Consider the following 13,720-nt stretch of genomic DNA (forward strand, 5'->3'; position numbering starts at 1 on the left):
AGCGAGCCAGCAAGAGGAAATACCATGGCAGAAAAAATTCGGGTTGGGCTGGTGGGTTACGGCTATGCCAGCAAAACCTTTCATGCGCCGCTGATTGTCGGCACCCCGGGCGTAGAACTGGCCGCCGTGTCCAGCAGCGATGCCGGCAAAGTGCACGCCGACTGGCCTGCGATGACGGTAGTGAGCGATCCGCAGGCGTTGTTCGACGACCCCTCTATCGATCTGATCGTCATTCCCACCCCCAACGATACCCACTTTCCGCTGGCGCAGCAGGCGATGGCCGCCGGCAAGCACGTGGTGGTAGACAAACCCTTTACCGTGACATTGTCGCAAGCGCAAGAATTGAAACGGCAGGCGGAACAGAGCGGCACACTGCTGTCGGTGTTCCACAACCGCCGCTGGGACAGCGATTTCCTCACGCTCAAGGCGCTGCTGAAAGAAGGCGCGCTCGGCGAAGTGGTTTACTTTGAGTCGCATTTCGATCGCTTTCGGCCGGAAGTGCGTCAGCGCTGGCGCGAGCAGGCCGGCGCCGGCACCGGCATCTGGTACGATTTGGGGCCGCACCTGATCGATCAGGCGCTGCAACTGTTCGGCAAGCCGCAAACGCTGTTTGTCGATCTGGGCGAACTGCGCCCTGGCTCGCAATCGGTGGATTATTTCCACGCGGTGTTGAACTACGGCAATCGCCGGGTGGTGCTGCATGGCACGGTGCTGGCGGCGGCGGAAACCGCACGTTATATCGTGCACGGCACCCAGGGCAGCTTTATCAAGTTCGGGCTGGATCCGCAGGAAGATCGCCTGAAAGCTGGTGAGCGCCTGCCGCAGGCCGACTGGGGCTACGATATGCGTGACGGCGTAGTGACATTGTCACGCGATGGCATACTGGCGGAGAAGCCGTTGCTGAGCATTCCCGGCAACTACCCGTCCTATTACGCGGCAATTCGCGATGCGATTAACGGCGAGGGCGAAAACCCGGTGCCGGCTGGCGACGCCATCAAAGTGATGGAAATGATCGAGCTGGGCATTGAGTCTGCGAAACAGCAAAAGGCGTTGCCGGTGGTTTGAACGCCGTAGCTTCCGCCATCCACGGTTCCGGGTTCGCTTGCCGAACCCGTTTTACTCTTCGAGGGATCCCGATTCATGTCCTGGTTACAGCGTCTGCGCATTGATAAGTTTTTGTTGGTCCTGATTTTTGTGGTGATCGTCGCCTCGATCTTCCCCTGCGAAGGGGTATGGAAAACCTTCTTCGAACGCCTGACTACCGCCGCCATTGCGTTGTTGTTCTTTATGCATGGCGCCAAGCTGTCGCGCGAGGCGATTATCGCCGGCATGAGCCACTGGAAACTGCATCTGGTGGTGTTTCTCAGCACTTTCGCGCTGTTCCCGCTATTGGGGCTGGCGATGAATTGGATGGTGCCGGGGCTGATGACGCCGACGGTTTATCTGGGCTTCCTTTATCTGTGCGCGTTGCCGGCAACGGTTCAGTCGGCCATCGCATTCACTTCTGCGGCGGGCGGTAACGTGGCCGCGGCGATTTGCAGCGCCTCGGCGTCCAGTATCCTAGGCGTTTTCCTGTCGCCGCTGTTGGTGGGGGCCTTGATGCATACTCAGGGCGGGAACACCGACGTAGTGCACGCCATTGGTTCGATAATTCTGCAACTGATGGTGCCGTTTGTGGTGGGGCATTTGGCGCGGCCGTTGATTGGCAAATGGGTCGATCGCCACCGTAAACTGATCAACATCACTGACCGTTCATCGATATTGCTGGTGGTGTATACCGCGTTCAGCGCGGCGGTGGTGGAAGGCATCTGGCACCGCATTGATGGCTGGTCGCTGCTGACCATTCTGGTGATGTCGCTGGTGCTGCTGACGGTGGTGCTGATTATCAACACTTACACTGCGCGCTGGTTGGGGTTCGATACCGCCGATGAGATCACTATTGTGTTCTGCGGCTCGAAAAAGAGCCTGGCGAACGGCATTCCGATGGCCAACGTGCTGTTTCCGGCCGCTGCGGTGGGGGCCATGGTGCTGCCGCTGATGATTTTCCATCAGGTGCAATTGATGGTGTGCGCCGTACTGGCGCAGCGCTATGCGCGCAAAACCGCCAAACAGCGGGAGGCGCTGGCGGTGAAATAAACCGGGGCGCGTTATACGCGCCCCTTGCTTAATCAGCCCTGCACTTTATCGCGCAGAGCCTGCTTTTCCTGCTCGCTGAGGAACGCCATTTTCAGGCCGTTTTCCTGTGCGGTGCGGATTTCAGCCGGCGTCAGCCCGGCTTGTGGCGCCGCTACCCGATATTCGTGTTCGATCTCGATGCCCTGAACCGCCGGATCATCGGTGTTGATCGAGGCCAGCACGCCGTGGCGCAGGAATTTCGCCAGCGGATGCTGGGCCAGAGAAGAGACGGTGCTGGTCTGAATATTGGAGGTCAGGCAGGATTCGATGCCGATGCCGTGTTCAGCCAGGAAGTCCATCAGCGCCGGATCTTCAATCGCTTTCACTCCGTGGCCGATACGTTCGGCACCCAGCTCGCGGATCGCCTGCCAGATGCTTTCCGGGCCTGCGGCTTCGCCCGCGTGCACGGTAATGCGCAAGCCGGCGTCGCGGGCGCGGTTGAAGTGGCTGAGGAACAGGCTGCCCGGGAAGCCCAGCTCGTCACCGGCCAGATCCAGCGCGGTAATGCCGTCGCGGTGCGCCAGCAGGCCTTCCAGCTCTTGCAAACAGGCCGCTTCGCCAAAGGTACGGCTCATGATGCCGATCAGGCGGACATCGATGCCCCGATCGCGAACGCCGGAACGAATGCCGTCAATCACCGCTTCGACTACCCCAGCCACCGGCAGTTGGTGTTTCATCGCCATGTAATACGGCGAGAAGCGCAGCTCGGCATAGTGCAGGCCGGCATTGGCCGCGTCCTCTACGTTTTCGTAGGCTACCCGGCGGCATGCATCCAGGTCGCCCAGCACCGCCACACCCCAGTCCAGCTTTTGCAGAAAGCTAATCAGATCCGGTTCGGCATGGGTGATTTGCACGTGCGGGCGCAACGCTTCCAGCTCGTCAGCGGGCAGGGCCAGATTGAACTGACGGCCCAGATCGAGAATGGTTTGCGCACGGATGTTGCCGTCGAGGTGACGGTGAATGTCGGTAAGCGGTAGGCGGGAGTCAATCATGATCTGCACTCGTTATTTTGTTGTAGGTAAAGTGCATATCAGTATAAAAACAAAATAATGAAAATTGCCATTACGTTGCATAAAAAAGTGATGAAAATCACATTAATTGCGGGCGGCGTCGCATTTTTGGCTAATGGCGGGCAAGACGTTCCCGTGTTTGCTCTGACCCGCAATCGCGGAAAGCATCAACCCGCCATCCGCTTACCGATGTTGGCGCCACCGATGCCGTACTCCGCCAGCCAATCGACAATCCTGCCTACCTCCACCGGCAGGGCCTGCTCAACCCGGAACACCGGGCCGAGGGCCATCGGGGTGGCGCGTTCTGCCAGCGCCCGCAGCTCAGGCAAATACTCTGCGCCGGGGTGGCCTTTGGGCCGTTGGCCGATGCGCGAACCATAACGTTCGGCCGCCAGATCGCCGGAAATCTGGTTCCACACTTCGAGGGGCTGCGCCACCCCGGCTTCACGCAGGTAATGACGCAACGGCTCTCTGGGCTGAAAGCCGAACCAGGCGTCGATAACGTAAGTGCAGCATTCCGGTGCCTGCGCCACGATTGACCAAATGGCTTCATAAGCGGCGCAGCCAAGCCGCCGGTTCAGCCCCCGATCCACGTTGTCCAGCCGCGACATAAACGGCTCCTTGATGCCGTCGAGGGTCAGATACGGCAGGCCGAAATGCTGCGCCAAGGCCTGCGCGACGGTGCTTTTGCCCGAGGCAGGAATGCCATTGACCAGAATGACGGTTTTTCCGCTCGCCAGAGTCATAATATGTCCACCACTTCTTGCCATATTTTCGCGGCGCGGAGTTTGTCGAGCCGCTCTTTATTGTCCAGCAAATCGACAATGGCGCGAATGCCGTCTTCGATATGCCGGTTACTGTCGGTCGCGCCGAACAGGATAACGATATCGGCCTTTTCGCTGTCCTGAAAGGCGATAGGCTCTTCCAGCAACACCATGCTGAAGCAATTTTTAATCACGCCGCACTCCGGCCGTGCGTGGGGGATGGCGATGCCTTCGTCAAACACGTAATAAGCGCCGTGGGCCAGCGTATTGCTGATCACCGCCTGATAATAAGAAGCGTGAATATAGCCGTTATCCACCAAGGGCTGTGCCGCTAGCGTAATGACCTTTTTCCAGTCCGTTTCCTTGACGCCGACCTGTATGGCGCCGGCCTCAAGCAGCAGTTGTTTAATTGTCATCATGATCCCTCAGAGATTTTTCCTGATAATATTGCGCAGCTCGTCCATTTTGATAAAAATGGTATCGATATGTTGGCGATGATGCTGGCTTTTGGCGTAAATCTTTACAGCCCGATTATAGGCCAGCATTAATGTCTTATGGATTTCGCCGTCCGCCGGCGTTGCCGCCAACCGCCGTTCCAGTGCGTTAATTTCGGCTGCAATTTCATTGGCTTCATCATCGTAATTCGTGGCGGGCAGCGTTTCTTTTTCCCGCTGACGTTTCATAAAATTAAACATATATTCTCCAGTCTATACCTGCGCCTTTCACGCCGCGGCAGGGTGTATCAATCGGCCGAATATATACGGCCCCGACTCCGGCAGGCGCAGCATGCCTCGCCCCTGCAATAGCGGGGGATCCGGGACTGATGAGTTAACCGCTTGACCGCGACTTGAAATGCACAGGGTATATATTAAGAACTAATGACAACCGTTATTTAAACAGACCGATCTTTTCCGTTAATACCTCGGTGACGGCATTATTGGCCGGGATCAGGAATTTCCGCACGCTGTCGTTCACTTTGCCTTTTTCAAACGTCTGCTTGCAGCGCCCAACCCACTGCACGTTCATCTCGGTGCCCACGTTGACCTTTTCAATGCCGCCGGCCACCGCGCGCCGCATGTCTTCATCGCTGACCCCGGTGCCGCCGTGCAACACCAGCGGGGTATGGGTGGCCGCGGTGATTTCCGCCAGGCGTTGGTGCTGAATATGCGCCTTGCCGGTGTACAGCCCGTGGACGGTGCCGACCGACACGGCCAGCATATCGACCCCGGTTTCGTCTACAAAGCGCTTGGCGTCTTCTACGGCAGTAAAACAGATGTCCTCTTCCGCGACCGCCTTGCCGTCCTCCGAACCGCCGATGGCGCCCAGTTCAGCCTCCACCGAGACGTTACGTTGGCGGGCAATGTCGATCACCTTGCGGGTATTGGCGATATTTTCGTCCATATCAAGGTGCGAACCGTCATACATCACCGAACTGAAACCGGCATCAATCGCCGTTTCGATCGAGGCGATGTCCGAGCAGTGATCCAGGTGCAGACAGGTGGGTACGTCTTCGCTTGCCGCCAGCGAGCGCACGGAATCAACCAGCAGCCGGTAGCCCAGGTACTCGGCGGTGCCGGTGGAGATCTGGATCATCAGCGGGCTGTGGGTGGCCTTGGCCGCCTTGAAAAAGGCCGGCAGCATCTCCAGGCAATGAAGATTGAATGAGCCTATCGCCTTGAAGTCGCGGGCCTTGGCAACGGATAACAGTTCGTTGAAATTATAGAGTTTCATGGACTTTCCCCTCAGGGTGTTTGGTTGATTTACCGTTAACGAACCACGCAATCAGCGTGACGAAGACAATAAACAGGGCGATGAACAGCCAGTTGCCCTGGAAGGCATGCCCCATCACCAGGCCGCTGCTGATGACGTCGGAATCGCTGAAGGTCACGCCGACAAAGCCGTAACTTTCCAGCATCGGCACCAGAATGGCCGGCAGGAAGGTGATGAACAGGCCGTGAACCACGCCACCGATCATCGCGCCGCGTCGCCCGCCAAGAGCGTTACCGAAAATGCCTGCGGTGCCGCCGGCGAAGAAGTTGGTGAGCAGGCCGGGCAGGATCATCGCCAGACCGAACATCGGGAAAACGATCATGCCGATGATGGAACCCAGGGTCGTGGCCAGGAAGCCGACAATCACCGCATTGGGCGCATAGGGGAACAACACCGGGCAATCCAGCGCCGGGCGGGCATCCGGTACGATGCGCATGGCAATGCCGCGAAACGCCGGCACCAGCTCATTCAGCAACAGACGCACGCCGCTGTAGAGGATAAACACGCCGGCGACGAACTGAATGGCCTGCATAAAGGAGTACATCAGGTAATTCATACCGCCGGCGTATTGGGCGATGAACTGCGGCCCGGCCGCCAGCGCGGGGATCAGGTACATCGGGATCATCACCACCGCCATCGACAGATAGGTGTCTTGCAGAAACTTGAAGTTGTCGGGTAATTCCAGATCCTCGGTGGAACGCGAACCTTTGCCGACCACCTTGGCGACCGCCGCCTGCACCAGATAACCGATGGTGCAGAAGTGCCCCAGCGCCACCTCGTCTGAACCGGTGATTTTGCGCACTACCGGCTGCGCCAGCGCCGGCATCAACACCGCCATCACGCCGCCAAAGATCCCGCCGGTCAAAATCAGCGGCATCCCGGTCAACCCGGCTTTATAGCCGATCACCGCGCCGATGGTGGCCATCCACAACAACGCCTGCCCGGTCAGGAAAATGTATTTGAACGGGGTGATGCGGGCGATGATGATATTCACGGCGAAAATCACCAGCAGCGTCATCGCCACTTCAGAACCCAGTTCGCGGTTGGCCAGGCCGGCAATGGCGGCGACGTCGGTGATGTAACCGGTCATGCCGAAGCCGTGGGTGAAGATACTGTTCAGGTAGGTCAGTGCGCCGACGATGATGTTGATTCCCGCCATCATGATCAGAAAGCCCAACAGCGTTTTGAACGTGCCCTCGGCGACTTTGCCGATGGATTTTTTCTGCAGCAACAATCCCAGCATGGCGATAAAGGCAATCAGGATCGACGCCTGGCCAAGCAGATCTTTGACGATAAAATCGATCAGGCTACTCATGATGGGGGCCCTTCATGTCGCGCTCTTTCAAAAAGGCCACAATCTTTTGCTCTATTTCCACTTTATCGGTGAGCCGGTGGAGAACAATGACCCGTTTTTTTTCTTCTTCGCTGGCGTCGGCATTTAAAATATCGGCGAAGGTTTTTTGGGTAAGAATAATATCTGATTTAAAGGCGCTGGCTTCAGAGATTGTGGTGTGATCAATATCGGCTTCAATCTCTAATTTTTTCAGCACCGCTTTTGCGCTCATTTCGATGGCAAAGCTGGAGCCGAGGCCGCAGCCACAAACACACAGTATTTTAAGCATGGACATCTCCTCAGATTATATTTAACTGCCTGGCGAGTTTGTAATGGTGTCCTTCGGTGTCGACCAAACGTTTTTGCATGCTGATTAAATCAATCGGAATGGGTTGATTGCCGGCATTAATAATGATTGCCTTGTTTTTCATTCCGGAATGAATACAGCGCACGACTTCGCTGGCCATAAGAGTTCCCTGATAAATTTCTTCGCAGGTGGGATCGCCATTGCGCAGACCGTACCCCACGATGGTTTTGCGAATACGCACGCCAATCTTGGGTTCCAGCTGTTTAATCATGGTGTCGATCGCCCCCTGGAAACCTGGCGAATACTCTTTCGTATATCCTTCAGAACATAAAATGATAACGCTGTTTTGCCGCTCCAGCCGGTGGGTTATTTTTTCCGCCAATGCGTTCAAGGGATGTTGGCATTCGGGAATCAGGGCAAAGTCCGCATTGGACTTTATCGCCGATTGCAGCGTCAGTTCCCCGCAGTAACCGCCCAGCAGCTCAATCATAAATACGCGGCCCGGCAGGGCGCGCCCGGTATTTCTCAGCTTGGAGACTTCTTTTATCACTTGCTCGCAGGCGGTGGAAAAGCCGATGGTGTAGTAGCTGCCAAAAACGTCATTGTCGATGGTCATGCCCACGCCAAAACAGTTAACACCAAACTCGCTGAGCGTATTTAAAAACTGCAGCGAGCCGTCGCCGCCGGCCATAATAAGCACGTCGATGTGCAGAGCTTTAAGTTGCTTACCGATAGTTTCATATTCACTGGCGACCAGTTTTTTTGCCGTTCGGCCAGAAGAGATAATGGGCATCGATGAAATAGAGAAATCGACCAGATCGCGTCTGGCGATGGAATGATGCTGATTAGCCAGTAAGCCCGGTATTCCGCCGTTAAAAAGAACGATATCTGCCTGCGCCAGCCTGGCGACCTGGAAAATAAAGTTGTTGATGCCGGTGACATCGCCACCGCTTATTACCACGCCGATTTTCATATGCCTGCTCCCAGCCCGTTCCGTTGCAGTCATTGTTATTTTTGGCATCGGTAAAATTTGCAAGCGATATCACAAAACAATCACAAATATTTCCTTGGAACACATTGACAGTACTATTGAGAGTGATTTTTCTGTGAGGTTTGTCTCGTTTTTGTTTTTGATGGATAAAAGAGAAAAGGTGACTATTTATTGATAATCAATATGTTGCCATTCGATTGCTGCGGTTTTTTTATAAAGCGGGGAAAATAGCGGATTGGGCCGGGATCAGTTTAATGAAATGTGATTACTCTCGCATTTTTTGTGGCAGTGAGACGAATACGTAAAATTAATATCCCTCAACACGTGTCAGGATTAAATAGCTGCGAACTAATAGTGCTGCAGGTGAGGAGCATGCGGAGCGCCGATACGCCGTGAATCCATCCATGGAGGCTCGTATCGTGCGTCCATGCGCTCAACTAACCTGCATGTTCCTCACCCGCCCCAAGCTTGGGGTGTTGCGGTATTAAACGCAGCCATTTAATAACCGTGCATTGATTAAGTCTTTATTTGGCCGTGCCACTCAGGCCCTCACCACCGTGACCCCGGCCTGTTCCAGCGGGGCGATCAACGCGGCGTCGGTGGCGCGTTCGACGATAATGGTCTGCGCCAGCGTGATGTCGCCAATCGCAAATTGTGAGGCGGCGTTCAGCTTGGCGGCGGAGGCCAGCACCACGGTTTCTGCCGCCCGTGCCGCCAGCGCGCGCTTGATATAGGCCTCTTCGAGATCGCCGGTGCTTAGCCCGGCGGTCGGGTGCACGCCCGTCACGCCCATAAAGTAAATGTCGGCGCGGATGTGCGACATGGCTTCCACCGCGGCGGCACCCACGCTGACGATCGAGTGTTTATACAACCGCCCGCCGATCAGGATCACCTCCACCTTAGGGTGTTCAACCAACCCGACCGCCACGCTGGGGCTGTGGGTGACGATAGTCGCCTCCAGCGTGGGCGGCAGCTGTTTCACCAGCTCGGCGGAGGTGGTGCCGCCATCGATGATCACCACTTGCCCTGGAATGATCATCGCCGCTGCGGCTTTGGCGATGGCACGCTTGGCGGCCGATTCCTGCCCGTTTCTTTCGGCAAAGGTGCCGATGGCGGGGGAGACCGGCAACGCGCCGCCGTGCACCCTTTGCAGCAGCCCTTCGCTGTCCAGCTCACGCAGATCGCGGCGGAGGGTGTCTTCGGACAGCCCGAACATTTCGCTGAGTTGTTTGGCCAGCACCTGTCCGTCCTGTGCCAGTTTTTCCAGAATGATTTTTTTGCGCTGACTGGTGAGCATCGCGTTGTCCCGTTAAATTTTGCACTGCACGAAATATCTTGATCATACACGAAACTGCACGATAGTATCCAGTTCCTTTCCTGAGTTGTGGAGTTGACCAACATGATTGCGACCAAAGATCGGGTTCGAATCGTTGAAACCCGGGTGTTGTCCGACGACTGGTATCTGCTGAAAAAAACCACCTTTGATTTTTTGCGCCGTGATGGCGTATGGCAACGGCAAAACCGCGAAACTTACGATCGCGGCGACGGCGCGACCATTTTGCTGTTTAACCGGCAGGTGCAAAAGGTGGTGCTGACGCGCCAGTTCCGCTTCCCGGTGTTCGTCAACGGCCACGACGGCATGCTGATAGAGGCCGCCGCCGGCTTGCTGGACAATGCCTCGCCGGAGGAGCGCATTCGCGCCGAAGCTGAGGAGGAAACCGGCTATCGGGTGCAAAACGTGCAAAAGGTGTTCGAGGCCTATATGAGCCCCGGTTCGGTGACCGAAAAACTGCATTTCTTTGTTGGGGAATACGCTGCCGACAGCCGGGTGAGCGACGGCGGCGGGGTGGAGGCGGAAGGCGAAGACCTCGAGGTGATCGAGATGCCGCTGGCGGACGCTCTGCACGCCATCCGGCAAGGAATTATCGTAGATGCCAAAACCATTATGCTGCTGCAGTTTGTGGCGCTTAACCGTACCCTGGAGAATAACCGATGAGTGCTCAATTGATTCTGATAGCCGGCCCGTACCGCAGCGGCACCGATGGCGATCCGCAGCGCATTGCCGCTAACCTGCACCATTTGGAACAGGCGGCGCTCGAGGTGTATCAGCGCGGACATGTACCGGTGATTGGCGAATGGTTGGCGCTGCCGTTGGCGGCGGCGGCCGGTTCAACCCAATTGGGGGACGCGGTAAGCGAGGCGTTTCTCTATCCGGTGGCTCATCGGTTGATTGCCCAATGCCAGGCTATTTACCGCATTGAAGGCGCATCGGCGGGGGCGGACAACGACGTGCGGCTGGCTAATGAACGCGGGTTGAGCGTGTATTACCGCCTGGACGATATCCCGCAGGTGAAATGAACAGAGGGCGAACAGGTTCGCCCTGAATGGCCCAATAGCGGGCGTAGCCTGTAACCGGTGACGGCTTGGCCAATACTCGGTGCCAGGCCGGTCGACTAAACCTCGCCCAGAACAAACCTCAGCCCGCTAATCAGCTTATCCATGCCGGCTTCCACCTTGCTGCGTGGGCAACCGACGTTCAGCCGCAGGAAGCCGCGGCCCTCTTCGCCGTAAGTGAAACCCGGCATAATCGCGACCTTCTCGCGGTCGATCAGTACCTGTTGCAGTTGGCTGTCATCAACGCCCAGCGGGCGCAGATCGATCCAGGCCAGATAGGTGGCCTGCGGCGGTTGCCAGCCGAGCGCCGGGAACGCCTGGTTCAGCCGTTCGGCGACGTAGGTCAGGTTGTCTTGCAGGTAATCGCGCAGTGCATCCAGCCAGGGTTCGCCGTGGCGATAGGCGGCAATGTGCGCCACCACCGCCAACACCGCCGGTGAAGACAGCCCGTCGCGGCTTTTCAGCAGTTGAGTGTAGGCGTCGCGAGCGGCATCGTCGCTGATAAACCCGTAGGCGCCGGTCAGCGCCGGAATATTGAAGGTTTTGGAGCCGGAAGTCAGCAGGGCCCAGGGCGTGGTCGCCACCTGGCTCCATGGCGTGTGGCGCCTCTCGCCCCACACCATGTCCATATGGATCTCATCGCTGATCACCCGTACATCATGGCGTTCGCACAGCTCGGCCATCTGCTGCAACTCCGCCACGCTCCACACCTTGCCGGTCGGGTTGTGCGGGCTGCACAACAGCAGGATCTTGGTTTGCGGCCGCGCCAGCAGCGCTTCCAGGTGCGCCATATCGCACAGCCATTGGTCGCCGTCCTTGTGCAACGGGCAGGCCAACAGTTGACGCTGATTACTGAGGATCACCTTATAAAAAGCGTCATAGGCCGGCGTGTGAGTGACCACGAACTCCCCCGGCGCCGACCACAGGCGGATCATCTGCGCTGCCATGTAGATCACCGACGGGCCGTAAACCGCCATCCCGGTGTCGATCGGCGTATTGAAACGCTGCTGATACCAGTGGCGCACCGCGCCGAGAAAATCCTCATGCTGCCAGCGGCTGTAGCCCAGCACGCCGTGCTGCAGGCGCTGTTGCAGCGCCTCGATAATGCAGGGGGCGGTAGCGAAATCCATATCGGAGATGGTGAACGGCAGCAGATCATCGCTGCCAAAGCGATCGGCAATGTAATCCCACTGCGTGCACCAGGTGCCGTGCCGATCGATCGGAGTAGAAAAATCAAACATGTGACGCTCCCTGCAGGGCGGCAGCAGGTTGCGATGCCGCTATCAGTGAGTCTAATTCATCTTTCACCGATTGTACCTGCGGGCCGATCACCACTTGCAGATTATGGTCATTGAGGTGCACTACGCCAATGGCGCGGTTGGCCTTCAGCGCCGCGTCATCCACCTGGCTCATGTCGCTGACCGACAGGCGCAGGCGGGTGATGCAGTTATCCAGCGAAACGATATTTTCGCTGCCGCCCAGCGCCGCCAAAATGGCCGGCACGTTATAACCGGATTTACCGACCGCGCCCGCAGGCGCGCTTTGGCTGGCGGCGGTGTCGCTCTCGCGGCCCGGCGTTTTGATGTTAAAGCGCTGGATGGAGAAGCGGAAAATGGCGTAGTAGGCGGCAAACCAGATGGCGGCGACAATCGGCACCAGATACCACTTGGTGGCGGTGCCGTGCAGGATGCCGAACACCACGAAATCGATGATATTGCCGTCGGTGTTCCCGATGGTCACGCCCAGCAGCGCCATCACGGTGAAGCCCAGCCCGGTCAGAATGGCGTGGATGAAGTACAGGAACGGCGCTACGAACAGGAACAAGAACTCGATCGGCTCGGTGGTGCCGCCGACCACGCAGGCTACCACGCCGGAAATCAGCAGGCCCTTGATTTTATGTCGATTTTCCGTCCTGGCGCAGTGATACATCGCCAATGCCGCACCCGGCAGGCCGCCGAGGAACGCCGGCATTTTACCCTGCGACAGGAAGCGGGTAGCGCTTTCGGCAAAGCCGGTGGTGGTTGGGCAGGAGAGTTGCGCCTGGAAAATGGTCAGGGCGCCGCTGACGCTGTGGCCGCAAACGTCCAGCGTGCCGCCCGCCTCGGTAAAGCGGATCAGCGCCACCAGAATATGGTGCAAACCGAAGGGTAACAGCAGGCGTTCGCCGGTGCCGAAAATCATCGGGCCAAAAGCGCCCGCGCCGTTGATCACCCAGCCGAGGCCGTTGATGCCGGCGGCGAACCAGGGCCAGATCAACGGAATAACCAGCCCGCACAGACCCAGCACCAGGGTGGTGACGATCGGCACAAAGCGGGTGCCGCCGAAGAACGCCAGCGCATCCGGCAGACGGATGGTATTGAAACGCTCATGCAGCAGATAAACGATAATGCCGACGATCACCGCGCCCAAAATGCCGGTGTCGATTGATTGGATACCGAGGATGTTCTGGATGTTATTGGCTTTTAACACCAGCGGATCTGTGGTGGGCAGGATGCCGGTAGTGGTCAGATAAAAATTGGTAGCCAGGTTCAGCACGGCAAAGCCGACAAAGCCGGAGAACGCGGCGACGCCTTTGTTTTCGCGCGCCATGCCCAGCGGAATGGCGATGGCGAACATCACCGGCAGGAAGCTAAAGGCAAAAGAACCCACCTTGCTCATCCAGGTGAACAGCAACTGGAAGGCGGGGTGGCCGATAAAAGGCAGCAAAGTGATGACATCGCGGCTGCTCAGCGAACTGCCGATCCCCAGCATGATGCCGCAAAAAGACAGCAAGGCGACGGGCAGCATGAATGTCTTGCCCAGGCTCTGGAAAAACTCCCAGAGCGTTATTTTTTGTTTTTTAGATGCTGGCATGACCGGCGGCTCCTGGCGAAAAAACGTGCAAAAGTGATGTGTGCCCCTGTTAGGTAAAAATAAGATAAAACGTTTTACCTAGCAAAAATGCGCCGCTAATCACAATTATGGCAGGTGCTTTAC

15 protein-coding genes are annotated in these 13,720 nt (G+C 57.3%); 4 read left to right on the top strand and 11 right to left on the bottom strand.

What is annotated here, in order from left to right; genetic code table 11:
• Positions 1-24 precede the first annotated feature (24 nt).
• Positions 25-1,065: an oxidoreductase gene (locus tag ACTJJ1_RS05080; RefSeq protein ID WP_440832614.1), complete on the top strand. Its 1,041-nt coding sequence runs from the start codon at positions 25-27 to the stop codon at positions 1,063-1,065.
• A gap of 75 nt (positions 1,066-1,140) precedes the next feature.
• Entirely contained in the window at positions 1,141-2,136 is a 996-nt protein-coding gene (locus ACTJJ1_RS05085; RefSeq protein WP_004943926.1) for a bile acid:sodium symporter family protein, read from the top strand.
• A gap of 32 nt (positions 2,137-2,168) precedes the next feature.
• Here ACTJJ1_RS05085 and add read toward each other — a convergent pair whose 3' ends face one another.
• The 9 genes from add to ACTJJ1_RS05130 form a co-directional block, all read right to left on the bottom strand.
• Positions 2,169-3,167, bottom strand: coding sequence for an adenosine deaminase (gene add, locus ACTJJ1_RS05090; RefSeq protein ID WP_004943928.1), 999 nt, complete (start codon positions 3,165-3,167; stop codon positions 2,169-2,171).
• Between the two features lie 185 nt (positions 3,168-3,352).
• Positions 3,353-3,931, bottom strand: coding sequence for an AAA family ATPase (locus ACTJJ1_RS05095; protein WP_006324983.1), 579 nt, complete (start codon positions 3,929-3,931; stop codon positions 3,353-3,355).
• Positions 3,928-4,365: a PTS sugar transporter subunit IIA gene (locus ACTJJ1_RS05100; RefSeq protein WP_004943933.1), complete on the bottom strand. Its 438-nt coding sequence runs from the start codon at positions 4,363-4,365 to the stop codon at positions 3,928-3,930. Before ACTJJ1_RS05100 ends, ACTJJ1_RS05095 begins: the two co-directional genes overlap by 4 nt.
• Before the next feature lie 9 nt (positions 4,366-4,374).
• Complete coding sequence (locus ACTJJ1_RS05105; RefSeq protein WP_440832617.1) at positions 4,375-4,644, bottom strand: hypothetical protein; 270 nt, start codon at positions 4,642-4,644, stop codon at positions 4,375-4,377.
• Positions 4,645-4,837: 193 nt separating this feature from the next.
• Positions 4,838-5,680, bottom strand: coding sequence for a class II fructose-bisphosphate aldolase (locus ACTJJ1_RS05110; protein ID WP_006324985.1), 843 nt, complete (start codon positions 5,678-5,680; stop codon positions 4,838-4,840).
• On the bottom strand, positions 5,667-7,034 hold the full coding sequence (locus ACTJJ1_RS05115) for a PTS sugar transporter subunit IIC (protein WP_004943944.1): 1,368 nt from the start codon (positions 7,032-7,034) through the stop codon (positions 5,667-5,669). The genes ACTJJ1_RS05110 and ACTJJ1_RS05115 overlap by 14 nt, the downstream gene beginning before the upstream one ends.
• Positions 7,027-7,341 (bottom strand): PTS sugar transporter subunit IIB, encoded by a 315-nt coding sequence (locus ACTJJ1_RS05120; protein ID WP_006324987.1) that lies wholly within the window; start codon positions 7,339-7,341, stop codon positions 7,027-7,029. The genes ACTJJ1_RS05115 and ACTJJ1_RS05120 overlap by 8 nt, the downstream gene beginning before the upstream one ends.
• 10 nt (positions 7,342-7,351) lie before the next feature.
• The gene (locus tag ACTJJ1_RS05125; RefSeq protein WP_006324988.1) at positions 7,352-8,332 is read right to left on the bottom strand and encodes a 6-phosphofructokinase; all 981 of its coding nucleotides are present in this window, start codon (positions 8,330-8,332) and stop codon (positions 7,352-7,354) included.
• 559 nt (positions 8,333-8,891) lie between these two features.
• Positions 8,892-9,647 (bottom strand): DeoR/GlpR family DNA-binding transcription regulator, encoded by a 756-nt coding sequence (locus tag ACTJJ1_RS05130; RefSeq protein ID WP_006324989.1) that lies wholly within the window; start codon positions 9,645-9,647, stop codon positions 8,892-8,894.
• 102 nt (positions 9,648-9,749) lie between these two features.
• Here ACTJJ1_RS05130 and ACTJJ1_RS05135 point away from each other — a divergent pair, with 102 nt between their 5' ends.
• Together ACTJJ1_RS05135 and ACTJJ1_RS05140 are read left to right on the top strand one after the other, a co-directional pair.
• Positions 9,750-10,346 (top strand): NUDIX domain-containing protein, encoded by a 597-nt coding sequence (locus tag ACTJJ1_RS05135; RefSeq protein ID WP_004943960.1) that lies wholly within the window; start codon positions 9,750-9,752, stop codon positions 10,344-10,346.
• Positions 10,343-10,708, top strand: coding sequence for a hypothetical protein (locus ACTJJ1_RS05140; RefSeq protein ID WP_004943963.1), 366 nt, complete (start codon positions 10,343-10,345; stop codon positions 10,706-10,708). Before ACTJJ1_RS05135 ends, ACTJJ1_RS05140 begins: the two co-directional genes overlap by 4 nt.
• A 95-nt stretch (positions 10,709-10,803) precedes the next feature.
• On the opposite strand, the gene ACTJJ1_RS05145 is transcribed toward ACTJJ1_RS05140, so the two are convergent.
• Positions 10,804-11,985, bottom strand: coding sequence for a MalY/PatB family protein (locus ACTJJ1_RS05145; RefSeq protein ID WP_440832621.1), 1,182 nt, complete (start codon positions 11,983-11,985; stop codon positions 10,804-10,806).
• Positions 11,978-13,597: a maltose/glucose-specific PTS transporter subunit IIBC gene (malX, locus tag ACTJJ1_RS05150; protein ID WP_440832623.1), complete on the bottom strand. Its 1,620-nt coding sequence runs from the start codon at positions 13,595-13,597 to the stop codon at positions 11,978-11,980. The genes ACTJJ1_RS05145 and malX overlap by 8 nt, the downstream gene beginning before the upstream one ends.
• Between the last annotated feature and the right edge of the window lie 123 nt (positions 13,598-13,720).

It is taken from the genome of Serratia sp. 22264, from assembly GCF_052045345.1.
In the GTDB taxonomy this organism is placed as follows: Bacteria; Pseudomonadota; Gammaproteobacteria; order Enterobacterales; family Enterobacteriaceae; genus Serratia; species Serratia plymuthica.